This is a genomic window from Hyphomonas sp. J20-32 (genome assembly GCF_055808555.1).
Map to the genome: position 1 here is coordinate 3,258,906 of NZ_CM147873.1, position 24,955 is coordinate 3,283,860.

29 protein-coding genes are annotated in these 24,955 nt (G+C 61.5%); 13 read left to right on the plus strand and 16 right to left on the minus strand.

The annotated features are described in order from the left end of the window. Positions 1-40 precede the first annotated feature (40 nt). The 14 genes from AC0L7I_RS15825 to AC0L7I_RS15890 all read right to left on the minus strand — a co-directional run bounded on the left by AC0L7I_RS15825 (position 41) and on the right by AC0L7I_RS15890 (position 11,047). Positions 41-541 (minus strand): PAS domain-containing protein, encoded by a 501-nt coding sequence (locus AC0L7I_RS15825; RefSeq protein WP_473397389.1) that lies wholly within the window; start codon positions 539-541, stop codon positions 41-43. Between the two features lie 143 nt (positions 542-684). Next, a complete protein-coding gene (locus AC0L7I_RS15830; protein ID WP_473397390.1) occupies positions 685-1,101 on the minus strand; it encodes a Ros/MucR family transcriptional regulator in 417 nt (138 codons plus the stop codon). A gap of 134 nt (positions 1,102-1,235) precedes the next feature. Beyond that, positions 1,236-2,984, minus strand: coding sequence for a Na(+)/H(+) antiporter subunit D (locus tag AC0L7I_RS15835; RefSeq protein ID WP_473397391.1), 1,749 nt, complete (start codon positions 2,982-2,984; stop codon positions 1,236-1,238). Next, the gene (locus tag AC0L7I_RS15840; protein WP_473397392.1) at positions 2,984-3,421 is read right to left on the minus strand and encodes a hypothetical protein; all 438 of its coding nucleotides are present in this window, start codon (positions 3,419-3,421) and stop codon (positions 2,984-2,986) included. Before AC0L7I_RS15840 ends, AC0L7I_RS15835 begins: the two co-directional genes overlap by 1 nt. Beyond that, positions 3,418-4,926 (minus strand): proton-conducting transporter transmembrane domain-containing protein, encoded by a 1,509-nt coding sequence (locus AC0L7I_RS15845; protein ID WP_473397393.1) that lies wholly within the window; start codon positions 4,924-4,926, stop codon positions 3,418-3,420. Before AC0L7I_RS15845 ends, AC0L7I_RS15840 begins: the two co-directional genes overlap by 4 nt. Continuing rightward, positions 4,923-6,455 carry a monovalent cation/H+ antiporter subunit D family protein gene (locus AC0L7I_RS15850; protein ID WP_473397394.1) on the minus strand — a complete coding sequence of 511 codons (1,533 nt, stop codon included), beginning with the start codon at positions 6,453-6,455 and terminating at the stop codon, positions 4,923-4,925. Before AC0L7I_RS15850 ends, AC0L7I_RS15845 begins: the two co-directional genes overlap by 4 nt. Further along, positions 6,452-6,967: a cation:proton antiporter subunit C gene (locus AC0L7I_RS15855; RefSeq protein WP_473397395.1), complete on the minus strand. Its 516-nt coding sequence runs from the start codon at positions 6,965-6,967 to the stop codon at positions 6,452-6,454. The genes AC0L7I_RS15850 and AC0L7I_RS15855 overlap by 4 nt, the downstream gene beginning before the upstream one ends. A gap of 3 nt (positions 6,968-6,970) precedes the next feature. Further along, entirely contained in the window at positions 6,971-7,423 is a 453-nt protein-coding gene (locus AC0L7I_RS15860) for a Na(+)/H(+) antiporter subunit B (protein WP_473397396.1), read from the minus strand. Continuing rightward, positions 7,420-8,064, minus strand: a complete 645-nt coding sequence (locus AC0L7I_RS15865) for a DUF4040 domain-containing protein (RefSeq protein ID WP_473397397.1) — start codon at positions 8,062-8,064, stop codon at positions 7,420-7,422. Before AC0L7I_RS15865 ends, AC0L7I_RS15860 begins: the two co-directional genes overlap by 4 nt. After that, positions 8,061-8,435, minus strand: a complete 375-nt coding sequence (gene mnhG, locus AC0L7I_RS15870) for a monovalent cation/H(+) antiporter subunit G (RefSeq protein ID WP_473397398.1) — start codon at positions 8,433-8,435, stop codon at positions 8,061-8,063. Before mnhG ends, AC0L7I_RS15865 begins: the two co-directional genes overlap by 4 nt. Continuing rightward, the gene (locus AC0L7I_RS15875) at positions 8,428-8,727 is read right to left on the minus strand and encodes an MrpF/PhaF family protein (RefSeq protein WP_340692998.1); all 300 of its coding nucleotides are present in this window, start codon (positions 8,725-8,727) and stop codon (positions 8,428-8,430) included. The genes mnhG and AC0L7I_RS15875 overlap by 8 nt, the downstream gene beginning before the upstream one ends. Next, positions 8,724-9,212, minus strand: coding sequence for a Na+/H+ antiporter subunit E (locus AC0L7I_RS15880; RefSeq protein ID WP_473397399.1), 489 nt, complete (start codon positions 9,210-9,212; stop codon positions 8,724-8,726). Before AC0L7I_RS15880 ends, AC0L7I_RS15875 begins: the two co-directional genes overlap by 4 nt. A gap of 95 nt (positions 9,213-9,307) precedes the next feature. After that, entirely contained in the window at positions 9,308-10,489 is a 1,182-nt protein-coding gene (locus AC0L7I_RS15885) for a DUF2336 domain-containing protein (protein ID WP_473397400.1), read from the minus strand. Between the two features lie 102 nt (positions 10,490-10,591). Next, complete coding sequence (locus tag AC0L7I_RS15890) at positions 10,592-11,047, minus strand: hypothetical protein (protein ID WP_473397401.1); 456 nt, start codon at positions 11,045-11,047, stop codon at positions 10,592-10,594. Between the two features lie 205 nt (positions 11,048-11,252). On the opposite strand from AC0L7I_RS15890, the gene AC0L7I_RS15895 reads away from it, so the two are divergent. The 11 genes from AC0L7I_RS15895 to AC0L7I_RS15945 all read left to right on the plus strand — a co-directional run bounded on the left by AC0L7I_RS15895 (position 11,253) and on the right by AC0L7I_RS15945 (position 21,081). Beyond that, complete coding sequence (locus AC0L7I_RS15895) at positions 11,253-12,704, plus strand: MFS transporter (RefSeq protein ID WP_473397402.1); 1,452 nt, start codon at positions 11,253-11,255, stop codon at positions 12,702-12,704. 32 nt (positions 12,705-12,736) lie between these two features. Next, a complete protein-coding gene (gene alr / locus AC0L7I_RS15900) occupies positions 12,737-13,792 on the plus strand; it encodes an alanine racemase (RefSeq protein WP_473397403.1) in 1,056 nt (351 codons plus the stop codon). After that, positions 13,785-14,582 carry an MlaE family ABC transporter permease gene (locus tag AC0L7I_RS15905; RefSeq protein ID WP_473397404.1) on the plus strand — a complete coding sequence of 266 codons (798 nt, stop codon included), beginning with the start codon at positions 13,785-13,787 and terminating at the stop codon, positions 14,580-14,582. Before alr ends, AC0L7I_RS15905 begins: the two co-directional genes overlap by 8 nt. Then, a complete protein-coding gene (locus AC0L7I_RS15910; RefSeq protein ID WP_473397405.1) occupies positions 14,579-15,343 on the plus strand; it encodes an ABC transporter ATP-binding protein in 765 nt (254 codons plus the stop codon). Before AC0L7I_RS15905 ends, AC0L7I_RS15910 begins: the two co-directional genes overlap by 4 nt. 57 nt (positions 15,344-15,400) lie before the next feature. Further along, a complete protein-coding gene (locus tag AC0L7I_RS15915) occupies positions 15,401-15,964 on the plus strand; it encodes a hypothetical protein (protein WP_473397406.1) in 564 nt (187 codons plus the stop codon). A 63-nt stretch (positions 15,965-16,027) separates the two neighbouring features. Further along, entirely contained in the window at positions 16,028-16,390 is a 363-nt protein-coding gene (locus AC0L7I_RS15920) for a DMT family protein (RefSeq protein WP_473397407.1), read from the plus strand. Positions 16,391-16,416: 26 nt separating this feature from the next. Continuing rightward, the gene (gene radA / locus AC0L7I_RS15925; protein WP_473397408.1) at positions 16,417-17,799 is read left to right on the plus strand and encodes a DNA repair protein RadA; all 1,383 of its coding nucleotides are present in this window, start codon (positions 16,417-16,419) and stop codon (positions 17,797-17,799) included. Continuing rightward, on the plus strand, positions 17,792-18,361 hold the full coding sequence (locus AC0L7I_RS15930) for a CvpA family protein (RefSeq protein WP_473397409.1): 570 nt from the start codon (positions 17,792-17,794) through the stop codon (positions 18,359-18,361). The genes radA and AC0L7I_RS15930 overlap by 8 nt, the downstream gene beginning before the upstream one ends. A gap of 43 nt (positions 18,362-18,404) precedes the next feature. Beyond that, complete coding sequence (gene purF / locus AC0L7I_RS15935) at positions 18,405-19,856, plus strand: amidophosphoribosyltransferase (RefSeq protein ID WP_473397410.1); 1,452 nt, start codon at positions 18,405-18,407, stop codon at positions 19,854-19,856. A 21-nt stretch (positions 19,857-19,877) separates the two neighbouring features. Then, positions 19,878-20,600 (plus strand): SDR family NAD(P)-dependent oxidoreductase, encoded by a 723-nt coding sequence (locus tag AC0L7I_RS15940; RefSeq protein ID WP_473397411.1) that lies wholly within the window; start codon positions 19,878-19,880, stop codon positions 20,598-20,600. Further along, on the plus strand, positions 20,593-21,081 hold the full coding sequence (locus AC0L7I_RS15945; protein ID WP_473397412.1) for a GNAT family N-acetyltransferase: 489 nt from the start codon (positions 20,593-20,595) through the stop codon (positions 21,079-21,081). The genes AC0L7I_RS15940 and AC0L7I_RS15945 overlap by 8 nt, the downstream gene beginning before the upstream one ends. A 49-nt stretch (positions 21,082-21,130) precedes the next feature. On the opposite strand, the gene AC0L7I_RS15950 is transcribed toward AC0L7I_RS15945, so the two are convergent. Continuing rightward, a complete protein-coding gene (locus AC0L7I_RS15950; RefSeq protein WP_473397413.1) occupies positions 21,131-22,018 on the minus strand; it encodes a LysR family transcriptional regulator in 888 nt (295 codons plus the stop codon). A 98-nt stretch (positions 22,019-22,116) separates the two neighbouring features. On the opposite strand from AC0L7I_RS15950, the gene AC0L7I_RS15955 reads away from it, so the two are divergent. Beyond that, positions 22,117-22,518, plus strand: a complete 402-nt coding sequence (locus AC0L7I_RS15955; protein WP_473397414.1) for a hypothetical protein — start codon at positions 22,117-22,119, stop codon at positions 22,516-22,518. 67 nt (positions 22,519-22,585) lie between these two features. On the opposite strand, the gene AC0L7I_RS15960 is transcribed toward AC0L7I_RS15955, so the two are convergent. After that, positions 22,586-23,602, minus strand: coding sequence for a 2'-deoxycytidine 5'-triphosphate deaminase (locus AC0L7I_RS15960; protein ID WP_473397415.1), 1,017 nt, complete (start codon positions 23,600-23,602; stop codon positions 22,586-22,588). A gap of 64 nt (positions 23,603-23,666) precedes the next feature. On the opposite strand from AC0L7I_RS15960, the gene metZ reads away from it, so the two are divergent. Further along, positions 23,667-24,869: an O-succinylhomoserine sulfhydrylase gene (gene metZ / locus AC0L7I_RS15965; RefSeq protein WP_473397416.1), complete on the plus strand. Its 1,203-nt coding sequence runs from the start codon at positions 23,667-23,669 to the stop codon at positions 24,867-24,869. The last annotated feature ends 86 nt before the right edge of the window (positions 24,870-24,955 follow it).

Consider the following 24,955-nt stretch of genomic DNA (forward strand, 5'->3'; position numbering starts at 1 on the left):
TTCCTATGCCATCAAGACAGCGTCAATGCCCGCAGGCGAATCAGGCCGCTGCCCGAGGGGAAGAATTGTGGACAGCGCCGGTTTGGCCACCATTGGCAATGACGAGCCGACGGCTGGGAAGCAGCTCGTCGTGGCACAGCACCATTGTCAGGTGACCGCTGGAATCCAATAGGGGAAGCCGCAGCCAGGCATGCATGCCGTCCTTTTGTTCGATGATGCCGCCTACCGGTGCCCGGCGCTCCAAGGCGACGGACAGTCCGAGCGAAAAGGCATCGCCATGCTCGCCGATGACATCTGCGACGCGTCGGCCGCGCGCTTCCATGCCAAAAATATCGCGCAGGCGCGAACCGGCAATCCGGAATCGGCCATCGCCCGACTCGTCGAACTGAACGATGGAAATGCTGGCGAGCATGCTGCGAAGCGCGCCCGGATCGATCGCGTCGCGCGGCACGCGACCCGCCCCGTCGCGAAGCCGCATCCAATAATCTATGAGCGCCTGCTGGGCGATGGTGACGCCCTTGAATACTGTTTGTTTCGACATCGTGTGCACCCCCAGGTGATTCGATAGAATCACCTATCGCGCGAGTAGAGTCCGGGATCAAGCGTCGAATACATGTTTTCTTAATATGTCTTACCGGAATATTTCATTCCGGAAGCGCAACAAATAGTATTCGGACGCGGCAACTAAGCCTTGTCTCCTTTGCCCAGTCCCATTTTCTTTGCGAGCATTGACCGATGCTTCGAATAGCCCGGCGCAACCATCGGATAGTCGGGAGGCAAATTCCATTTTTCTCGGTACTCGTCGGGCGACATATCGTATTTGGTGCGTAGATGGCGCTTCAGCGACTTGAACTTTTTGCCATCCTCCAGGCAAACCAGAAAGTCCTCACCGAGCGATCTCTTCACCGAAACGGCCGGCTTGGGGGGCGACGCCTCGACATCGGCATTGCCAAGCCCCGCCAGGGAGGCGTGCACGTTGCGAATGAGGTCGGGCAGTTCGGCCGACTGTACAGAATTATTACCGACATAAGCCGCTACGATTTCACTGGCGAACGCGATGAGCGCGCCTTCGCGCGGCACAGACCTCGTGGCATCGGGCATTATCATACCTCCCCGGAAATACTGTATTCCGGGGTAGCTCAAGCGGACGATGTGTAAATACTAAAATGGCAGTCTGTGCGCGTTAAAGTTGACTATTGTGACAACAATTCGACACGAGAACTTGCTCCGCAACTTCAGCCTACTGTGATGAATGCCAGTAACAGGACAAGGCCCAACAACGCTGCCGTCCAGACCGCCATTGCTCCGGTGAGCCCGCCCCGGGCCAGCTCGCCGCGCGGGCTGAAGGCCGCCTCGATCCGTTCATACGCTCGCCCGGTGATTCCGAAGAACACCGCAGTCATCGCAGGACCGACCTTTCCCCACACTGTTCCAGCCCACTGCGCCATGCCGAAACCGACCCGGCGATAGAGCCAGTCGGTGTCGAGGATCGTGCCGGGCTTCTCCGGCGGGTAAACACCGAACCGTTTGAGCAGGACGAAGGCAAATGTTGCGAGCACCAGCAGCTGCAACTGTGTCAGGATATGCTCGAATGTGAATGGCTGGTAGGTCATCGCCTCTTCGCGATATGGCAGCAGGTTGTAGAGCCATTCATAGCCGAGGCCGGGAATGACCGCTGGCAGGCCGATGGCGATGCTGATGAATGCCGCCATGCCCATGGCCAGCAACATGTTGAAAGGCGCTTCCTTCACGCGTTTGCCGCTATCGTGGCCGAAGAAGGCAAAATAGGGAATCTTGATCCCGGAGTGCTCAAGCACACCAGCCGAAGCGAACATCAGCATCAGCCAGATAATCGGCAGGCCGGCATGGGCAACAGCGCTGAGAATCATGGACTTCGTCACGAAAGCCGAGAAGAGCGGCATGGCCGAGATCGAGATCGCGCCGACGAGGCAGAAAACCGTCGTCCACGGCATTGAGCGGTAAAGCCCGCCAAGCTCGCTCGCCTTGGTCGTGCCAGTGCGATAGAGAACCGCGCCCATGGACATGAACAGGAGTCCCTTGAACATGATGTCGGCGAAAGCGTGGGCCACCGCGCCGTTCAGGGCAAGCGGTGTACCGACGCCGATGGCACAAATCATGAAGCCAATCTGGTTGTTCGTGGAATAGGCGAGCACCTTGCGCAGGTCGTTCTCGATCACGGCGAAGAAGACCGGGAAACAGGTCATCACGGCGCCGATCCAGATCAGCGCATCCTGACCCGGGAACATGCGGGCAAAAGCATACACTGCGAGCTTTGTGGTGAAGGCAGAGAGAACGACAGCGCCAACAACTGACGCTTTCGGATAGGAATCCTGCAGCCAGTTGTGCAGGAACGGGAAGGCCGCCTTGATGCCGAAGGCAATGAAGATCAGCAGCGCGCCGGGCGCAGCGAGATCTTCGAACACCTGGAGCCCGATATTTCCCGTATCCTGATAGACATAGGCCACGCCTGCCAGCAGCAAGACGCCCGACAGGATTTGAACGCCGAGATAACGCATTGAGGCGAAATAAGACGCGCGCGTCCCTGCCCCCAACACCATGAAAACGGATGTGACCGCCGTAATTTCCCAAAAGACAAACAGGGTCATCAGGTCACCGCAGAATGCGGCTGCAATCGCAGCACCGCCATAGGCCAGCGCCATGCCGTCCTGCACCCTGTCATCCGTATGCCAGGCGTAGATGGCATTGAGCAGGGCTGCGATCAGGAACGCGAGACCAAAGACGAAACTGAGACCATCAACCCTGTAGAGCACCAGGTCGAGGCCCATGACGCTCGCCGTGAGGTGGTTCACATTCTGGTCGGCCAGCGCAAGCAGTGCGATGCCGACAAGCGGCGCGCCAATGGCAATACCATGACGAATACGGCGCATGGGCAGGAAGATGGCTACGATGCCTGCAAGGATCAGCAACCATCCGGGGTTCAGGGCGGTCAGGAAGGCGGGCATTACTCGTCTCCCTCATAGATCGGGTGTGCGTCGGCGGCGCCTTGCGGCATGTCAGGGTCAACATCCGCTGGCGGTCCACCAGCATCGCCATAGTAGTTTTCGCCTCGCCGCAGCAGGTTGCCGAGCGGCCACCCCATCAGGACCACGAACGTGAAGGCTGCGAAACCATACAGGCCATAGAATCCGGTCGAGTTGGCGAAGGTAAAATAGTCATGCCGGTGCACGAACAGGTCGAGCACGATCAGGACCGCACCGAGCAGGCCAAGCCCCCAGAACATGATCGCGCCGATGTGTTTTGTTTCGGTCCAGCCGAAAAGGAGCTTCGCCATCGGGTGCACGCCTTCGTCGGAAACGGTGTGGAGGTCATGCGCCTTTTCAGCGGCGCGCTTCAGGAAGCGTCCCGCCGTGTCGCGGGTTTCGGGCGTGTCATTGCTCATGGCTGGCCTCCGTTCACGATCACGGCCGCGCTACCGCCCATGGACGGCGCAAGGAAATCTGCGAGCGGTCCGACCAGGAAGAAGAGGATGATACACAGCGCAGCCGTGAACACAGGCGCCGCGACCGTCAGGGCCGGCGCCCCGCCGGGGCGTTTGAACGCCCGGGGTTCGCCCGAGCCAGGAGGCGGCATCAGGGCCAGGATGGGAATTGGCAGGAGGTAGGCGATATTCAGCAGCGACGAGCCTATCAGCACCCACGGCACGTAACCGTTTCCGGCATCGACCGCTCCCTGCATCAGCTCATACTTCGCCCAGCCGCCGGCCATGGGCGGAATGCCTATGATCGACAGCGACGCAATGAGGAAGGCAATGAACACGAGCGGCATCCGGCGACCGAGACCGCGCATGTCGGATATATTGGTCGCGCCGGTGGCGACATAGATCGCGCCTGCACACATGAAGAGCGTCATCTTGCCTGCGGCGTGGGCGGCGATCTGGATGCTGCCGCCGAGGAATCCCGCTTCGTTGGCCAGCATCGCGCCGGCCGTGACGTAGGCAAGCTGCCCGATGGTCGAATAAGCGAGCCGGGCTTTAAGATTGTCCTTCGTCATTGCGACGAGCGAGGCGACGATGATGGTGAAACACGCAACCCAGAGGATGAATTCGCGACCGGGCGTCGCGTTCAGCAGGTCTTCGCCGAATATGAAGATCGACACCTTCATCACGGTGAACACGCCAGCCTTCACGACGGCCACGGCATGCAGCAGGGCCGATACCGGTGTCGGTGCAACCATGGCATTCGGCAACCAGAAATGTACCGGCATCAAGGCCGCCTTGCCGATACCAAAGGCAAACAGCAGGAGCAGGCCCGTCGACACGACAGGGCTGATGTCCACTCCGGCCAGCAGACCGCCGGGCACAAAGTCGAGGTTCTGTCCGGCCAGAGTCCATGTCCACATCAGAGCCGTCAGCAACAGGCCGATGGATGTGCCAAGCAGCGTCAGCAGGTAAATGCGCCCGCCACGCTTGGCAGCCGCGTCTCCCTTGTGGGCCACCAGTGGATAGGTCGACAGGGTCAGCACTTCGTAGAACACGAACAGCGTGAACAGGTTCCCCGACATGGCCACGCCGATGGCACCGAAGATGGCAATGGCGAAGCAGATGTAGAAGCGCGTCTGGTTGCGTTCGCGATTACCGCGCATATAGCCGATCGAATAGAACGAGTTGACGATCCAGAGGCCGCTGGCCACGAGCGCAAACAGGGCGCCGAGCGGTTCCAGCTTGAATGCGAAGGACAGGCCAGGCGCCGCTGCGCCGAAATCCAGCGACGGCGTCTCGCCGTTCGAAACCGCCACAGCCAGCGCAATCACCACGGCGAACAGGACGACCGATCCGACGATGGTCACGCTTTCGCGTATGTTAGGGAAGCGCCCGGCTGCAGCAATGCCGGCAGCGATCAGCAGCGGAATACAAAGGGCGGCGAGGATCAGCATGTCAGGACTCATCGGAACATCCCCGGTCCAAACGCGGCCATCGCTGCATCACGCGCGAGGCCAAGCGGGATTTCTGTTGTGATCCCGAAATAGATATTCGCAAGCGCGAGTATCCAGAGTGGCACGAGCAGAACGATCGGCGCTTCCTTGCGGGTCTTGCGCGGGTTTACGGGTGGCTGGAAGAACACGGCCTCAAGGATGCGCCCAACATAGATCACAGCCAGGAAACTCGAGAACACGACCAGGATCACCGCCCACCACCATCCATGTTCGAACAGCGCATAGCCCAACTGGAGTTTGGACTGGAAGCCCGCCGTGAGCGGCACACCGATCAGCGACAGGCCGGCGATGGCAAAGGCCGTCATGGTCCACGGCGCCGAGCGCCCAAGGCCTGCGAAATCGCGGATGTTCGTGCCTTTGTAGGTCAGAACGACAGCGGCAACGGCCATGAACAAGGCGCCCTTGATCATGGCGTGGTTGAGCAAATGGAACAGGCCGGAGCTCAGGCCTGCAACCGTGCCAACCGAGACACCGAGGATCATATACCCGACCTGCGCGACCGACGAATAGGCCAGCACACGGCGAACGTCTGTCTGGAACACGGCCTGGAAACTACACGCGATCATGGCTGCGATACCCAGCGGCATAAGCATGGCGTTAAAGGCTGCGTGTTCGAAAGCGAAGCGCGGGCTGAAGACCGTGAACAGGAACCGGATCAGCGCATACAGCGCCACCTTCGTCGCGGTCGCGGAGAGAAACATCGTGACGAAACTGGGACTATAGGAATAGGCATTCGGCAGCCATTGGTGCAGCGGCCACATGGCAGCCTTCAGGCCCAGGCCGACAACGATGAACGCGAACCCGGCCTGCACAGTACGGCTGCCTGCAAGGGCCGGCAGTTTCGAGGCCATATCGGCCATGTTCAGCGTACCGGTAGCAGCATAGAGGAAGCCGACACCGATGATGAAGAACGTCGCGCCGATCGTGCCCATGACAAGGTAGTTGAAGGCGGCGTGCAGGGCGCGGCGGTCGCGCGAGGCACCCAACGCAACAAGCACATAGGTCGAGATCGAACTGACCTCGAGAAAGACGAACAGGTTGAACGCATCACCGGTGATCGCCACGCCGCAAAGGCCCGCGAAACATGCGAGGAATGCTGAATAGAACAGCGCGGTCTTTTCCTTGGGAATTTCGGCGAGAACCGTCGGGTAGGACATTACCGATGCAAGGACGCCGATCGCCGACACCAGGACCAGGATCATCGCGTTCAGCGCATCTATGCGGAACTCGATGCCCAGCGGCGGCAACCAGTTGCCTAGCGCATAGCTGATCACGCCAGACGAAGACGTCTGCACGATGCCCAGAAGGATCAGCGCAAAGACCAGCGATGCCGCCGTCGCAGCGATGCTGACAAACCAGGCGATACGCCCGCTTGGCACCATGACCAGAAACGGCGCGAGAATCAGCGGCACCATGACCAGCAGAGGCGCAGCATGTGCCAGCGCCCAGGCCGGCACGGAACTCAACAGCAAATCGATCATGCGCCTGCCCCGTTAAGCCATTCGTCAATTTCGGCTTCCTGCGCCAGCGCGGTCTCAAGGTCGATTTCACGGACCTCGTCGCTCTCGATCGTGCCGTAGGCTTCGCGGATACGCACGATCAGCGCCAGACCGACAGACAGGGTCGCCACACCGACGACAATGGCCGTCAGCATCAGGACGTGCGGAAGCACGTTGGAATAGGTGTTTACGAGTTCGACCGGCGCACTCGCATTGCCAAGGGCATGACCGCCCGGCACCGTCGCAGCATGATGGGCCGCTTCAGCGCCGTGACCACCGCCATGTTCGACTGCATCCTCACCGTAAAGGATCGGCGCTGTGCCGCCCGCCACTTTGCCGAGCGTCACATAGAACAGGCACACCGATGTCTGGAACAACGACACGCCGACGATGCGCTTGATCAGGTTGCCACTGGCAAACGTGATGTAGAGACCGATCATCATCAGTCCGATGATCGCCCAATAGTTTGCCCGCTCGAGAAGGAATTCCAGCATTGCTTACCAGTCCTTGTCTCGGATTTCGGCGACGCGGCCCGCGAAGGCATAGAAGATTGTGAGCATGGCGCCTGCGACGCCGCAGAGGACGCCCAGTTCAATCAACAGGATGCCAACATGCTGGCCGTGATGTTCGCCGGGCGGCTCCCGGAAGAGCGCCTGGTATTCGAGGTAATTCCCGCCCTGCAGCAGCGCCCAATAGCCGACGCCCGCATAGATTATGACGCCAATCGCTGCGAGCGAACGGGTGAAAACGGGAGGCACGGCCCGCATGGCGGCGGGCACACCGAAAACGAGCGCGTAAAGGATCACCCCCACTGCGATGATGATGCCCGCCTGGAAACCGCCGCCGGGGCCGAAATCGCCATGGAACTGCGTGTAGAACGCGAACATGATGATGACGGGCAGCAGCATCTTGGAGACGACACGAAGTATGACGTGATGATCGCTGTTCACGAGGCGTCCTCCTCTTTGCTTTCTGCCGGTGTTGATGGTTTTCTGCGTCCGGGCAGCTTGCCTTCGCGGCGGATCGATTCCGCCAGCGATCGCTCACCAAAGCCAAGCAATAGCGCAACAGCCAGACCCGCCAGGAAGACCACGGCGGTTTCACCCAGCGTATCGAATCCCCTGTAGCTTCCCAACACTGAGGTCACGACGTTCGGGATGCCGGTATCGGCCCAGTTGATCTGCATTTGATGAAGACCCACGCCCGTGTTGACCGGCGAATTCGGATCACCCAGCGCGGGCAAGTCAACCGTCGCATAGATCAGCATGACGCCGGTTGCCACAACGACCAGCAACGGCCCGAGGCGCGCGAATTTCTTGTCCGGTTTGGCGGTGCGTGACGTCAGCAGCATGGCGCCGAGCAGCACGACCGTCGACATGCCTGCACCCACAGCCGCCTCGGTGAAGGCCACATCCACGGCATCGACGACAACATACCAGGTGGCCGACACCAGCGAGTAGATGCCGGACAGCATCACGATGGCGAACAGGCTGCGCAGGCGCGCAATCGCGATCGCAACGACAAACAGAACCGCCAGAAGCAGAATGTTGACTAGAGCTATGCCGATATCGCCTTCAAGAACGCCGGTCATGCTGCGCCCTCATCTTCGTCGCTTTTCTGGCCGATCCGGCCGATCAGGGGCTGGAGGCCTGCGGTATGGGCTGCGCTGGCGACGGCATGGGACGCCGCCGGGCTGGTCAGGAACAGGAGCCAGAAAATCACCGCCAGCTTCACCACGACCCCCCAGTCCGGCGCCATCAGCGCCATGCCGATCAGGATGACCGTCGCGCCCGATGTGTCCGTAATACTGGCAGCATGCATCCGGGTGTAGAAATCAGGAAAGCGCATCACACCAATCGTGCCAATCACGCACAGGATGGCGCCGGCCAGGCAAAGCGCCGAGCCCGCCGGGTAGCGCACAATCTCCAAGAACTGCTGCAGGTTCGCCAGGATATCAGCCATTGCGCTTGCCTCCCTGGGCGTCGCGCCGGACCAGCGGCACCTGGAACGAGCGATAGCGGAAGAATTTCAGGATTGCGATGGTCGAGACAAAGTTGATCATCGCGTAAAGAATGGCGATGTCGAGAAATTCGGGGCGCCCCATGACGAACCCCAGCAAGCCCAGCGCCAGAACGGTTTTGGTGCCAAAGGAGTTCACCGCCAGTACGCGGTCATACAGGGTCGGGCCGATCAGCGTGCGAATGAGCAGCAGGATCATGCCCAGCAGGATGGCAATAAGGGCGGCTGCGGTCATGCGGCGGCTCCCTTCCCGTCTATGGCCCGGGCCGAACGCCGGTCCATCTCGACAAAGGCTTCTGGCTGGGAATCCTGTTCGTACAGGCCATGGACCAGCAATTTGTCACCGTCGATCTCGACCGTCACCGTGCCGGGCGTCAGTGTGATCGAGTTGGCGAATGTCACTTTGGCGAGGTCTGACTTGCAGACCGTCTTCAGCTTCACGAGCGTCGGCGCAATGTCGAGATCGGCGCGCAGGCAGGCCTGGATCACGGTCCAGTTGGCCTTGACGATCTCCTTCATCAGCCACGGAAAATACAATGCAAATCCGACGACGCGCACATAGGGCACGCCTTCGCGGTCAAGTATGTCGAGGCGATAGGCAAGGATCAGGGTGAGCCCAAGCGACACAGCGCCCAGACTCAACAGGAGCGGTTCGAAATGGCCGGACATTCCGAGCCAAAACGCAACCAGCGCAACTAAAAGCCCCAGAAAGTACGCCACAATGCGCCTGCGCTCCCGTAACAACCCAAATCACGAACGCCTGACCTAAAGGCACGGAGCGGGCTTGGGAAGACTCTTTCGGTCTTTTTCGGCGGCTAGCTGCCAAAAACCAGTCTCGCGGTGCGCTGAGACGTCGAGAACGCTGCCTCTTCGTTCGCCACTTCGCCTCCCGCTTGCGATTCCTGCAGGGCCTGTGACGAAAATGCTGCCGAAAGCGACCAGTTCCAATAGCGCAGCGTCGTCTGCGCCTTGGCGACTGTGAGTATTTCATATGTTTCTGCAACCAACGCGAACTGCGGATGAATCTGACCGTCGCTGATTTCGAGCGGACGGCGCAGAGCCGACCAGAGCACCGGCAGGAATTCGCGCTTCACGCCTGTCGCCTTGCAAAGCACTGCCACGCCTTCGCCGCCGGGATCGGACAGTATCTTGGCAATGGTCACGGGCTTGACCCCGCAAAGGTAACCGATTTCCTGCGCAAGCTCAGACGTCATGCCTTCCAGTGCTGCAGAATTTATTGCGCTTTCAAGGCTGTCGAACGGACTCTTCTCCAACGCTTCACGATTGCGCTGTCGCCGCTCGATGAGCTGCAGCGCCTTGCGCGCCACCGGATCGGCCCACTTCTCGGATGCCATCATTTCGAAGACGTCCTTGCAGGTTTCGATGACTTCAAGCCGGTCTGCCGAATGGCGTTGCAGGATCTTTCGCCGGGTGGAGCTGTCCGACCACCAGAACATCGCCATCGCCTGTGACGGCCGCAGCTCGAGCCGCTCTACAAGCAGCGCGCAAAGCTGGGACTCATCGCGCGAACGTGTAACCAGTTTGTCTACGGCCGTTTCCGGCAGTACGGCACCACCATTATCGACCAGTTCGCGGACGACGTGGGGCTCACCATGCTCTGCAAGCGATACGCACACACCCGGCGGAACGATCTTGCGCCGAGCGATGGCCAGGCGGTGATCGGTCGAGGTGGCTTCCACGATTTCGCTGAGATCGCTTGCATCGAACGCTTCGTTCTCCTCCAGGAGGGGCTGGGCGATTTCGAATGAGCTTTGCGCGAGATAACGAAGCAGGCGGCGCGGCGCTTCCCGGCTGGTCGCCAGCCGCGAGGCGCAAAGCATGCGCTCGCGTGTATTCGCGTGAAATAGCATGTCGAGCAGGATATCGCCCACCATGTTGCGATCCTGGTGGGCGAGGCGTGATGCCGGCATTGCCACAAGGTCGAGCAACCGCCTAAGCAGGGCGTCTCGCGCACGACCGATTCGCGGCGGATTCATTGGCTCTTTTAAGTCGTCCATCTCGATGCCTGCGTCGCAATGGCACCAGATTGAACCGAAAGCGTTAACGAGCGGTACAGACGGCGACGACAAATGCCCGTGTCAGTCTCGCGAACCGGGGTGAACCACCAGCACCAGCAGGCTCGCCACCAGCATGATGATCGCCAACATGAACAGCATGCCACCGTCTGTTTGCGTGTTACCGGGGTCTAGCGATACCGGCACCTCGCGGCCAAGATAGGGAGACAAATGGAAGGCCACCGCGCCACCGAGCACCGCAGCCGAGATCAAAGCTCCAAGGCGCCGCGTGAAGGGCAAGAGCAGGAAAAACGCCGCGATCAACTCGATTGCACCGGTCAAGACCCTGCCAGCGGGCTCGAACAAGGTCTGGCCCGTGCGGTCCGCGATCGTCTGGAAAACGATATTAGCCCCTGGCGGGTCGAAGAACTTGACCGATCCTTCCGGCGGGTTCGGGAGGGGATAGATGGTCGCTTGCACAAGCATGGCGATCAAAAAGAGCGCGAGGGCCCAGCTGACGAGTTGCCTGAACAGTCTCATGATACTCCACCCGTGGCTTTTTACTTCGAACATGCGCCGCAACTGACGGTACAAACTGGGCAACTCAAAGGCAACTGACCGAAACCTGCCATTCCGGGCGCGGGCATGGCGCCAACCGATCAGGCCCCCTGATGGCGCGGTATCTGATTTTGCTTTCAATGATCCGGCGCTCTACATACAGTCGCCATCGCCGACGGGAGCTGGAATGACCGACAGGATCGAAGAACTCGTTGATGACATGGTCGATGAAGCCGTCGGCGATGTGACGTCTCCCGTCAGCGGCATCAGCGAAGCACTTGGCGCGGGCGCCTCGCTCCTGTCGACCGCAACCCATTGGCGGGCGAAACGCCTGCGCCGCGGCGTTCGCATTGAGCTGCCTGCCTATCTGCTGGTCCAGTGCAGCTGGTTCATGGCCTTCGGGCTCCAGATGGTGCTGTTCCCCTATCTGATCACGGGCCAGGACCACCTTCACATGGACGGTCTGGCCCTTGGACTGGCCAACATGGCCCTGTCTGCCCCATCGGTAATTTTCCTGTTGATCGGTGGTGTTGTGGCCGAACGCGCAGACGGTCGGCGCCTGTTGATCGTGCTGCACCTTCTGGCGGCGATACCCGCGCTCATCCTTGCCTTGTCGGTCGCACGCGGCCAGCTGTCCTATCCCGGCATGATCATCTATGGCCTGACCATTGGCACAGTGGGCGCGTTCATGATGCCGGCCCGCGACTCCATCGTGAACGAGGTCGTTGAACGGCGCATGCGCGTTGGCTCCAACGTCACGCTCCAGCTTGGCGTCACTCTCGCCACAATGGCGCAATTCCTGGCCCAGATCGCGGGTCTCATCCTTGCAGGCTATGCCGACAAGATGACCCGGATGCCCCAATGGATGGGTGGATTCGGGGTCGGCCCCATCGCCGCCGAAAAGCTGTTGCTGGCCCAGGGTATCGTACTGGTGCTTGGCACGTTGTTTGCGCTCAACCTGGCGAAAGGACGACAAGTCCGGACCGGGCGCAGCGGTTTCGGCGCGGCCTTCGGGGACATTGCTGAAGGCTTCCGTGCCGTCCGTGCCGATGGCCAGCTCTGGGCCATGACGGCCCTCATGTTCGGTGTCGGCATTTTCGTGATCGGCGCTTTTCTTGTAGTATTGCCCATCGTGAACCGCGACATTTACGGCTTCGGGTCGGATGGTATCCGGGACATGTTCGTAACCTTCTGGATGGGCGCGTTCGTCTCGTCGGTGGTTCTGTCGGTCTTCCGGCGGATCAAGCGGCAGGGGCGCCTGCTATTGGTCGCGCAATTCCTTGGCGCCAGCAGCATCCTTGCCATGATGTGGGCCATCCCGCACTGGGCCTTCCTTGCCATCGTCTTCGTCTGGGGCCTCGCCGCTGGCATTTCGATCGCGATGAGCCGGTCGATCGTGCAGGACGCTGCCCCCAAGGAGAAGCTCGCCCGGGTGCTTTCGATCTATCAACTGGGCTTCATGGCCGGGGCGCCCATCGGGGCCGCGATCATGGGTGCCCTCGTCGACATTTTCGGGCCGCACAGGATCGCGATTGTCCCGGCCGGTGGCATGACGCTGATCATCTTGTGGATGGTGTTCTTCACACCCGTCTGGAACATGAAGGGCCAAGCCTGGAAAGAGCATGCCGCAAGGAAGTGACTCCATGGCCGAAGCGTCCTAAATCGCTGTGCATGAGCCAGCTTCCGCGCGCCACGATCCATTTGACGAACATCGTCGCGAACTGGCGGGCGCTGGACGGGCTGCACGCCGGCGCAACAACGGCGGCCGTCGTGAAGGCGGATGCCTACGGCCTCGGTGCCATACCGGTTTCCCGCGCGCTGACGCGGGCCGGCTGCTCGACATTCTTTGTCGCTTATCTTGAAGAGGGTCTCGCGCTCCGAAAGGCGCTGGGGCTTGGTTCACGCATCTTCGTCCTGAACGGGCCGACCCGGAAGGAAATGTCGGCCTATGTCGCGGCGGGCCTGACGGCTGTCCTGTCGTCGCCAGACCATGTAAAAGCATGGTCCAGCGCGCCCAAAGGCACATCCGCCTTGCATTTCGACACAGGCATGAACCGGCTAGGCCTGAGCGGAGAAATGCTCGGTACGTCTCTGGCAGCCTTGCAAAAACTGCAGCCTGTCCTCGTGATGAGCCACCTCGCCTGCGCTGACGAAACCGGTCACCAGATGAACATGGCCCAGCGCAAGGCCTTTGACGACATTGCCGCCGCCTTCCCGGACACACCGGCGAGCCTCGCAAATTCCGCTGGCTGCTATCTCGGCAAGGCGTTCGGCTATGACCTCACCCGGCCTGGGCTCGCCCTTTACGGTGGCACACGGCCCCCGAAAGGGCTCCGGATCAATCCCGGACTGACACTTGATGCTGCCATTCTCAGCGTCTTCGATGCCGAAATCGGCGATACGGTCGGCTATGGGGCAACCAGGACGCTGGAACAGGACACGCAGCTCGCAACGGTCGGGGTGGGCTATGCCGACGGCCTGTTGCGGTCTGGCAGCAACGCGCTCATTGCCTATCTCGACGGCATTCCCTGCCCGGTCGTCGGACGCATTTCCATGGACTTGACGACGATTGATGTTTCAAAGGCACAGGATAAAGCAAAAGCAGGCGCCCGCGTTGAATTCATCGGCGAGCATGCCAAACTCGAGGATCAGGCAGCCCGCGCGGGCACGCTTGGCTATGAACTACTGACGGGGCTCAGCAATCGTGTCGAACGTGTCTATGCATAAGAACGGCTTTCCCAATCCCCTGCGCTGGATCGGTGCCGGCGCGCTCGGCTTTTTCGCCGAGATCGGACGCCTCTCCACCTTCGCAGGGCGGGTGACGCTTGCCGCATTCACACCCCGCTGGTTCCTGGGCGAGATCGGGCGGCAGATCATTCGTATCGGATTCTATTCCTTCCCGGTCGTCGGCATGTCGGCCGTCTTCATCGGCGCTGCGCTGGCCCTGAACATTTATACCGGCGGCAGCCGCTATGGCGCCGAACAGTTCGTCCCCAATATCGTCGTGCTCGGCATCACCCGCGAACTCGGCGCAGTGATCACCGGCCTGATGCTGGCAGGCCGCGTCTCGGCCGGCATTTCGGCGGAAATCGGCGCCATGCGCGTGACCGAGCAGATCGACGCCCTCGAGACCCTCTCGGCCTCCCCGTACCGCTACCTCTATGCCCCCCGCTTCCTGGCCGCATTGATTACCCTGCCCATGCTGGTGGCCGCCGCCAATATTATCGGCGTGATGGGCGGCTGGCTGGTCAGCGTCTACAGCCTCGATTTCGACTCCACGACCTACCTGCGCAACACGCTCGATTTCGTCACCCGCGACGACATCATGGTCGGCCTGATCAAGGCGGTTGTCTTCGGCGGCGTCATCGCGGTCATGGGCTGCTACCAGGGCGACCGCTCGCAGGCTGGCGCGACAGGCGTCGGCCGGGCTGCCACCCTGTCCATGGTCGGCGCTGCCGTGCTCGTGCTGGCGACCAATTTCATCATGTCCAACCTGTTCGTGGAGATCGGCCTGTGACCCAGCCCATCCTGAAACTGGAAGGCATCGAAAAATCGTTCGGTCACAACAATGTCCTGCGCGGCATCGATCTTGACGTTGCACCGGGCCAGAGCCTCGTCGTGATCGGCGGCTCGGGCTCGGGCAAATCGGTCATGCTGAAGGTCGCGCTGGGCCTGATGACACCCACGGCCGGCAAGGTGCTGTTCGACGGTCACGACGTGACCAATTCAACCGGCAAGGCCCGCGAATCCATGCGCGCCCGTATCGGCATGCTGTTCCAAGCGGGCGCGCTGTTCGACAGTCTCACCGTGTGGGAAAACGTCGCCTTCCGCCTGATCAATGCCGATGGCGTGAAGCGCAGCGAGGCAAAAGACCGCGCGATCGAGACGCTGAAGAAAGTGCGCCTTGGATCGGACGTCGCCGGCCTCTACCCGGCCGAAATATCAGGTGGCATGCAGAAGCGCGTCTCGCTCGCCCGCTCGATCATCTCCAAGCCGGACCTCATCTTCTTCGACGAGCCGACGACCGGCCTCGACCCGATCACGGCGGACGCGATCAACGACCTGATCATCGAACAGGTGCGCGGCCTCGGGGCGGCCACCGTGACGATCACGCACGACATGAGTTCGGCCCGCAAGATCGCCGACGAAGTGGCCATGCTGTTCCACGGCAAGATCATCTGGCGCGGCAAGGCCAGCGACGTCGATCAATCGGGCAATGACTATGTCGACCAGTTCGTCCACGGCCGCGCCGAAGGCCCGATCCAGCCGGCGATATAGGCTGGCAATCCGCTCGCAACAGCCTAACCTAAGGCACGAACGAGGGGGAGACGCGCCATGATGGATTTCATCAAGTATATATCAATGGCGTTCACGGCGCTGTCGCTCGGCTTCACCGGCTGGCTGCAATACGAGAAATTCCGGCTCGACGGCGAATGGCACATCGACACTTGTACGGTCGAAGCCGACCTGAAAACCTATGAAGGCCTGCACCTCGCCTGGCGCGTCTTCCTGTCGGATGACCCCCTCTCGGCCCCTGTCGTCGGGGATGGCGAGAAGATCGAGGAAGCGTTCGAGCCAATTCCGCCTGCGGCCCGGTTCCCCGTCCGCCTGGTCGGCACCAAGGAGATCAATTCGGTCACTCTCACCGGCCGGTTCGAGGGTGCCCGCCGCGCCTCCACCGGGCGGTTCGAGTTCCACCCCACGCTCTCCAAGCGGCTCTTCTCCGGCTACATCCCCTTCTACCAACGCAATGCGGACGTGCTGGAAGGCAGCTTCGCCCTGACTGCGGGCAACGCGCGCGGCCCCGCCCGCGCCGTGCGCCTGACGGATGGGCAACCGCCTGCCGGCCTGCCAGCATTCGTTTGCGCGGCGCCTGCTGCGGCGTTGCCAACGGAATAGACACGCGCGGTTTGCCGCGCATCATCAGGACGATGACCCGCATTCCAGCCCGGAGATTCCTTCATGCCTTCCCTTCTGTCCTGGCCGGCCCTCGCGCCCATCGGCCTCCTGCTTGTGTCGAACGTGTTCATGACCTTCGCCTGGTACGGACACCTCAAGCACACAGACAAGGCCCTCTGGCTGGTCGTGCTCGCCAGCTGGGGGATCGCCTTCTTCGAGTACTGCCTTGCAGTGCCCGCCAACCGGGTCGGGCATACGGTCTGGTCGGCCGCCGAACTGAAAACCATGCAAGAAGTCATCACGTTGATCGTGTTTGCCGTGTTTTCCGTGGCCTGGCTCGGGGAATCCCTGACCTGGAACCACCTGATCGGGTTCGGCCTGATTGCAGCTGGCGCCTACTTTGTCTTCGCCGGGCCGTTCCGTTGAACTGCAAACACCGCTAGGTCTGCGTCATGGCCAAGACATCCACTTCCGCTTTCGTTTGCCAGTCCTGTGGCGAGGTTCATTCCAAGTGGACCGGCAAGTGCAATGGCTGCGGCGAATGGAATACGCTGGTTGAGGAAGCGGTTGCGGCGGTGCCGGGCGGCCTTGCGCCCGCCAAGGCAGGCACGAAGCGCGGCAACAAGACCGAATTCGTCGCCCTCAATGACCGGGCCGACCCGCCGAAGCGCATCATCATGGGCGTCGAGGAACTCGACCGCGCCTTTGGCGGCGGTCTCGTTCCGTCATCTGCCACGCTGATCGGCGGCGACCCCGGCATAGGCAAATCGACGCTGCTGCTGCAGGTCGCGGCCCGCCTCGCCCGTAACGGCCTGAAATCCGTCTACGTCTCGGGCGAGGAAGCCGCCGCCCAGATCCAGGAACGGGCCGTGCGCCTCAAGGTCGCCGACAGCCCCGTCCAGCTCGCAACCGAAACCGACCTGCGCAAGATCCTCTCGGCCCTGAAGGCCGCCGAGCCGGACTTCGTCGTTATCGACTCGATCCAGACCATGTGGTCCGACAGTATCGAGGCCGCTCCCGGCTCGGTCAGCCAGGTCCGCGCCTGCGCACAGGAGCTGACCCGCTGGGCCAAGAAATCCGGCGCCGCACTCATCCTCGTTGGCCACGTCACCAAGGAGGGCAATATTGCCGGTCCGCGCGTGGTCGAGCACATGGTCGACACCGTCTTCTATTTCGAAGGCGAGCGCGGTCACCAGTTCCGCATCCTGCGCGCCGTCAAGAACCGTTTCGGCCCGACCGACGAGATCGGCATTTTCGAGATGCACCAGTATGGCCTTGCTCCCGCCAAGGAGCCCTCGGCCCTGTTCCTGTCGGCAGATGGCGATGCGGCTGGCGGCGCCGCCGTATTCGCGGCCATGGAAGGGTCGCGCCCGGTGCTGGCCGAAGTCCAGGCGCTGGTCGCCAAGAGCGCCTATGGCACGCCCCGGCGCAGCGTCGTCGGATGGGATAGCGGACGCCTCGCCATGCTGCTCGCCGTGCTGGAAGCGCGCTGCGGTGTCGGCTTTGCCGGCATGGACGTCTACCTGTCGGTTGCCGGCGGCTATCGCATCAGTGAACCGGCCGGCGACCTCGCGGCCGCTGCCGCCTTGCTGACGTCATTGTCAGACGCTGCTGCGCCGGAACGATCAGTGTTCTTTGGCGAGGTTTCCCTGTCCGGCGCCGTGCGCCCCGTGGCCCGGATCGAGCAGAGACTGAAAGAAGCCGCCCGCCTTGGATTCGCGCGCGCCTATGTGCCGGAAGGCAGCCCAACTTCAATGGAAGGCTTGACGATCACCCCGATTAAGAGGCTTATCCAGCTCGTTGAGTTGCTTGCCCCGGACGCCCTGAATGCTTGATTCTGTTACAGCTTTCGACGCCATCGCCGTGGCTGTGATTGTCATTTCCGCCATAATGGCTTTCGCACGCGGGTTTCTGCGCGAAGTCGCCACGATGGGTGCATTTATCGCTGCACTGACCGCTGCCATCTATGCGCAAAAACTCTTTCGCGATGATCTCGCCGCTTTGCTGCCTGAAAACCTGTCGCAGCTGGACGTGGGCATTTTCACGATCCCCGTGCCAAGCCTGGTGCTGATCGTCTCGGCTTTCGTCGGCGTTTATGTTCTGGTGGCCTGGTTCGGGCAGCGCCTGTCGAAAAATATCCAGGGCGCCGACGGTATCGGCATGTTCGACCATTTTGCCGGTCTGGCTTTTGGCGTCGCCCGTGGCTTTGTCGCACTGGTTTTCTTTGTTGTCCTGCTCCACCTCGCGCTCGATGAAAGCCGGGTCCCCGGCTTCATCCAGAACGCCGCCTGCTATCCGGTGCTCAGCAATGTTGCCGATTATGTGAGCGAGAATGCCACAAAAGTCGGGCAGGAAGTGCAAACCGCCCTTCCCTCGAAGGCCGAAACAAGCCAATAGGGCGTCACGAACCTGTCACGCACAAAGGAGGCTCCGGTCTCATATGGTCCTGTTCGATCATGACGATGACAAACCGCGCGAAGAATGCGGTGTATTCGGAATCTACGGCAACAACGAAGCCAGCCTATACACCGCGCTCGGGCTTCACGCCTTGCAGCATCGCGGACAGGAAGCCTGCGGCATCACCACATTCGACGGCAAGCGCTTCCCATCGGAACGCCACATGGGCCTTGTCGGCGAACATTTCGGCGGTGACCTGCGCACCCGCCTGCCGGGCTATGCCGCGATCGGCCACAATCGCTACTCGACCCAGGGTCGGCCGATGCTACGCAACATCCAGCCGATCTTTGCCGACTTGTCGTTCGGCGGCTTTGCGGTTGCCCATAACGGCAACCTGACCAATTCCCGCGAGCTGCGCCACAAGCTGGTTCGCGATGGTGCGATCTTCCAGTCGACGATGGACACCGAAGTCATCCTCCACCTCGTCGCCCGCAGTCCCAAGCCACGTTTCCTCGACCGCCTCGTCGATGCCATGCAGCAGATCGAGGGCGGCTATGCCCTGGTTGGCCTGACCGGCAAGAAACTGATCGGCGCGCGCGACCCGGTCGGCTTGCGCCCGCTGGTTATCGGCAAACTGGGTGAAGCCTATGTTCTGGCATCGGAAACCTGTGCCCTCGACATTATCGGCGCCGAATTCGTGCGCGAAGTCGAGAATGGCGAACTGGTCGTCATCACGGATGACGGTATCGAGTCGATCCGCGCCTTCCCGCCACGCGCCTGCAGCCCATGCGCCTTCGAATATGTCTATTTTGCCCGTCCGGACAGTATCGTTCAGGGGCGGTCGGTCTATGATGTGCGCCGCCGCATGGGCCACCAGCTGGCCGCCGAGACTCCTGCCGATGCAGACGTGATCGTGCCGGTTCCGGACAGCGGCGTACCCGCTGCTCTGGGTTATTCGGAAGCCTCCGGCATCCCGTTCGGCATGGGGATTATCCGAAACCACTATGTCGGGCGGACCTTCATCCAGCCGACACAGGTTGGACGCCAGGCGGCGATTTCGAAAAAGCACAGCCCGAACCGTTCCGTCCTGGAAGGCAAGCGGGTCATCCTCGTTGACGATTCCATCGTACGCGGAAACACGTCGAAGAAAATCGTCCAGATGGTGCGCGAAGCCGGCGCGAAGGAAATTCACCTCCGCTCGGCCAGCCCGCCTATTGTGAACCCGGATTTCTACGGCATCGACATGGCGGCCAAATCCGAACTCTTCGCCGCGATCCACACGCACGAAGAAATGGTGCGCGAGCTAAAGGTCGACAGTCTCGGTTTCCTGTCTGTACCGGGCCTCTACAAGGCCATCGGCGAGCCTGTCCGCAACGCCATGCAGCCCCAATTCGCCGACCATTGCTTCACCGGAGACTATCCGACGCCGCTGGTCGACCACCAGCATGACGAATCCGACAAGGAGCGCCAGCTCTCCCTGCTGGACGACACGTAGGCGCTGCGATAGACGCGGCCCATGACTGACCAACCCAGACTTGTACTCGTGACCGGCGCTTCGCGCGGAATCGGTCGTGCCGCCGCGCTCCACCTTGCCCGGCAGGGTGACATCGTGATCGCCGTCGCGCGGTCAAAGGCCGCTCTCGAAAAGCTTGATGACGAGATCCGCGCCCTTGGCAGCGAAGCGGTGCTCGTTCCCATGGACCTCAAGGACGCCAAGGGTATCGAGACACTGGGCAAGGTGATCGGTGAGAGATTTGGCCGGCTCGACGGCTTTGTCGCCAATGCCGGCGTGCTCGGCACACTGGGACCCCTGGAAAGTTGCGGGCCCCGCAGTTTCGAGGAAACGATCGACGTCAATCTCACCGCCAACTGGCGCCTGATTCGGGCCTTGGCGCCGTGGCTGCACCAGTCGTCTGCGCCGCGCGCCGTGTTCGTCACGTCCAGCGTGGCATCAATCCCGCAGGCTTTCTGGGGTCCCTACCAGGCTTCCAAGGCCGGGCTCGAAGCCATGGTCATCGGCTGGGCCGACGAGACCGAAAAGATGGCGCTGCGCGTCAACATCTTCGATCCCGGCGGCACACGCACCGACATGCGCGCCGCCGCAAAGCCCGGCGAAGACCCGATGACCCTGCCGACAGCAGACGTCGTCGCAGCCGAACTCGTGAAACTCGTGTCGGTCGATGAAACACGCACCGGCGAACGCATCCGCTACCGTGACCTGCATCCGGCGAATGGCTGAGCAGGAGACGATCCCGAAACCGTTTCTTGTCCGATCGGCACGCCAGGACGATCTCCCCGCCCTGCTGGCGTTCGAGCAAGGCATCATCACCGCCGAGCGCCCCTACGATCACACGCTGAAGCCGGATCCGATCAGCTATTATGACATCGCAGAGCGCATCGCATCAGATGATGCCGAAGTGGCGGTCATCGAGGTCGACGGCGAAATCATCGCTTCAGGCTTTGCCGTGAAGAAATTGTCGAAAGCCTATGTCCGGGACGAGCACCACGCTTACCTGGGCTTCATGTATGTCCGGCTGGACCATCGCGGAAAAGGGCACAACAAGCGGTTGCTCAATCACCTGTTCGCTTGGGCAAAGGCCAAGGGCCTGCCGGAAATCCACCTGACGGTTTATTCTGAAAACCAGCCGGCCATCCGGGCCTACGAGAAGGCGGGATTTGCGGCATACATTACGGAAATGCGGCTCAATCTCGATGAGTGAAGCATGCCCGCACAATGTCAGGACGTGAGTTAAGATGCCGTCGCAACAGTCAGTCCTGCTGCCGGCTCCAGAACGGCTTTGGTAGGGCGCCGCTCGCGGCAAGCTCTGCCTTGGCCCTGAGCGCTGCCAGCGCCGGTGCCATGGACGCGCAGTCGGATTCCGCCTGATAGGCAACAAACACCGGAAAGGTCAGAGTCGGCGCGTCCGGCACGACCTGCAGGAAGCCTGCCTCAAGGTGCGGCTCGGCCAGGCGACGTGGCAGGAAGCCAGCCGCCTTGGCCGCGATGAGGTAGGACGGCCCGAAAAAACCGATCGACACGGACGTACGCGGCTCCATGAATTTAGGCATCTGCTGAGCATGCATGTCCCGGAACTCGTCTCCCCAGTCGACAAAAACATAACGGTCCTCGAAGCCGCCGCCGGGATCGGTGGTGACCAGCACCAGTTCGTCATCCATCAGGTGCTCGACGACAATGTCCGTGCGCAGGCGCGGTTGGTGCAGAACAGCAATATCCAGCAATCCCTCCGAGAGCAGGCGCGAAAGCGCGAGAGCGGTTCCGGCCTCCGCCCTGAACGCTACGTTGGGAAGACTCGTTTCCAGTTCGAGCAGCCATTGCGTGAGGAACCGCGCCCAAAGGTTGTACTGTCCGCCGATCACCAGCATGTCGTCGAACACTTCCGGAATGCCCACCTGCTGGCGACCCTGCTCCCAGGCGCGCACGATAGTCCGCGCATAGCGCTCGAAATGGTATCCATGCACCGTCAACTGTGCGCCAGTCTTCGACCGCGCGAAGATTCTCTGCCCGAGACGCTCTTCCAGGGTCTTGATGCGCGCACTGACGGTCGACTGGGTCACGTTCACCTTGCCGGCTGCAGCCTGGAACGAGCCTGTCTCGATGACAGCCAGAAAAGTGCGGGCGGATTCCACGTCAATCATCGGCTTTTCCAATATCAACCATGCTTTAAATTCGTTTTTCCTTGAACAGGAGAGCACCTAGATGACGGGTGTCAACTTTTGAAAGGGGAGACTACACCATGAAACGCGCCATCTATACCGCTATCGCTTCGCTGCTGATCCTCGGCGCCTGTGCTTCCGCGCCCGCGACGACATCCACAGGCATCGCGATCGTGAACCCGGCCCCAGCCGGCAAGATGGCGAAGCAATGGGACAAGGCAAGCAAGGATATTGCCAAGGGCGAAAAGCTGATCGCGAGTGGCCAGAACACACTCGACAAAGGAGAGAAGCTCGAGCGCAAGGCGCGCAAGGACCTTCGCAAGGGCGAAGACATGATCGCCGACGGCCAGGCGGATATTTCGAAGGGCGAGCGCAAAATCGCCGACGCGAAAGCCCGCCAGCTCGAAATCGAAACGGCAATCCGTAGCACCGAGGCAAGCGAATACGCGACCCCGCTGGTGCAGGGCGCGGGCGCGAACTAAACCGCCCGGCCTGAACGGAGGGGCGGGCGCAGTCCCCCAAACCCAGCTGCCCGCCCCACTCGCTCGCTCAGAGTACGAAATGCTTCGACAGCTTCAGGCCCTGCCCCTGATAGTTCGAACCGGAACCACCATACAGCCCCGAAGGCTTGGCTGCCATCGGCTCGTAGATCAGCTTCGCAACCGGTTGGCCGTGTTCGAGAATGAAAGGGACATCGCGTGAGCGAACTTCAAGAACCGCGCGGCTGCCGGCCTTGTTGGTGCCGAATCCGGGATCGAAAAACCCGGCATAGTGAGCGCGAAATTCGCCGAGTTCCGGCGCAATCGGGGCCATTTCAGCTGCCTCAAGCGCCGCGACCTTCACCGTCTCGCGACTGACGAGAATGTAGAAATCCTCCGGGTTCAGCACAATGCGGCCGTGGCGCGGGAATACCGGCTCCCAGAACTGGCCTGCTTCATGCGCGCCGATGCCGCGCAGGTCCACCACACCAGAATGCAGCTTTGCCCTGTAACCGGCCGGTTCGCCTGCCGGAGGCTGGAGATCGATCGAAACGACCCGCTCTTTCAGCGCGTCCGGGCGTTTACGCTTGAAACGCACCTGCGCCAGCCGGTCGCCGGGCCGCACCATGATCGGAAACGTTCGCGGCGAGACCTCGAGATAGAGCGGCCCTGAATAGCCCGTCGGCACGTCGTCAAAGGCCCTGCCCCGATTTGTCACCAGCCGCGTGAACACGTCGATCCGCCCCGTCGAACTCTTCGGATTGGCCCGCGCCGAAATACCGGCCGGCAAGCGCAGCGATTCCTGCAGCGGCACGAGGTAGACGCACCCTGTCTCCAGAACCGCGCCTTTTTCGGTGAGATCGATGCGGTGCATGTGCACGCCCGGCTCCTGCAGCATCTCGGCCACCGTCCGGTCCTTGCCCGGCAGGAAGCTCGCACGCAGGCGGTAGGCATCCTCGGCAAGGCGCAGGTCGAGGCTTGCCGGCTGGACCTGCCCGGTCTCCAGCGGCAGGTCGCTGCGGATCGCACCACCGGCGACCAGTGCCTCAATTTCACGGTCGGGCAAAACGCCCGTTTCCTGCACCATCTCTTGCACCCCTTGTGCTCTCAGGCATAAGACCCAATGCAGGAAAGACAAGGACTATAACAGCATGGCGAACGGGTCGGACAAATCAGGCAAAGCGGGCTGGAAGCCGGCGACCAAAGCGGTGCGCGGCGGCCTGATGCGGTCCGAGCATGGCGAGATCGCCGAGGCGCTCTACCTGACATCCGGCTATGCCTATGACAGCGCTGAACAGGCCATGGCCCGGATGAAGGGCGACGAGCCGGGTTTCGTCTATTCCCGCTATGGCAGCCCGACCTGCGAAATGCTGCAGCAGCGCCTCGCCCTGATCGAGAATGCCGAAACCTGCCGCGTTGCCGCCAGCGGAATGGGCGCTATTTCCGCAGCGATTCTCGCGCCCCTGAAGGCTGGCGACCGAGTTGTCGCCGCCACGGCCCTGTTCGGGTCGTGTCGTTGGATCATCGCCAACCTGATGCCCAAATACGGGATCGAGACGGTGTTCGTCGACGGCGCGGACCTGGATTCCTGGGAACGCGAAATCGCCCAGGGCTGCCAGCTCGTCCTGATCGAAAGCCCGGCCAACCCCCTGCTCGACGGCGTCGACATCGGAGCCGTAGCGAAACTCTGCAAGGCAGCCGGCGCGCTTTTGGTCGTCGACAACGTGTTCGCCACGCCCATCCTGCAGCGCCCGCTGGAACTTGGCGCCGATGTCGTCGTCTATTCGGCCACAAAGCACATGGACGGCCAGGGCCGTGTCATGCTCGGCGCAATTCTCACCAATTCCCAGTACATGGAAGAAGTGTACGATCCGTACCTGCGCCATGTCGGCCCGGCCGCTGCCCCGTTTAACGCCTGGGTGGTGCTGAAAGGGCTCGAAACCCTGAAACTGCGCGTCGATGCCCAAAGCGCAAACGCCGCACGCCTCGCCGATGCCATTGGGGCCCACCCCAATGTCGCTGCTGTGCGCTATCCGCACCGCAAGGACCATCCTCACTACGCCGTCCACAAGCGCCAGATGGCCAGTGGCGGCACGATGATCGCCCTGTCGGTCAAGGGCGGCCAGGAATCGGCCTTCAAATTCCTGAATTCGCTGGAGCTTGTCGACATCTGCAACAATCTCGGCGACACCAAATCCCTCGCCTGCCACCCTTCCACCACGACCCACCGCGCCCTCACCGACACAGAGCAAGCAGCCATGGGACTCGACCGAAGCTGGATCCGTTTTTCGGTCGGTCTGGAAGATGCAGGCGACCTTGAAGCCGACGTTCTTCACGCCCTTAACAATGTGTGAAGGAATTCAACGCAAATTCGCATAATGGCACGCCGACACGCTCCCCCTCTGTATGAAGAAATCACGCAAGGCGTGCGCATTCGTGT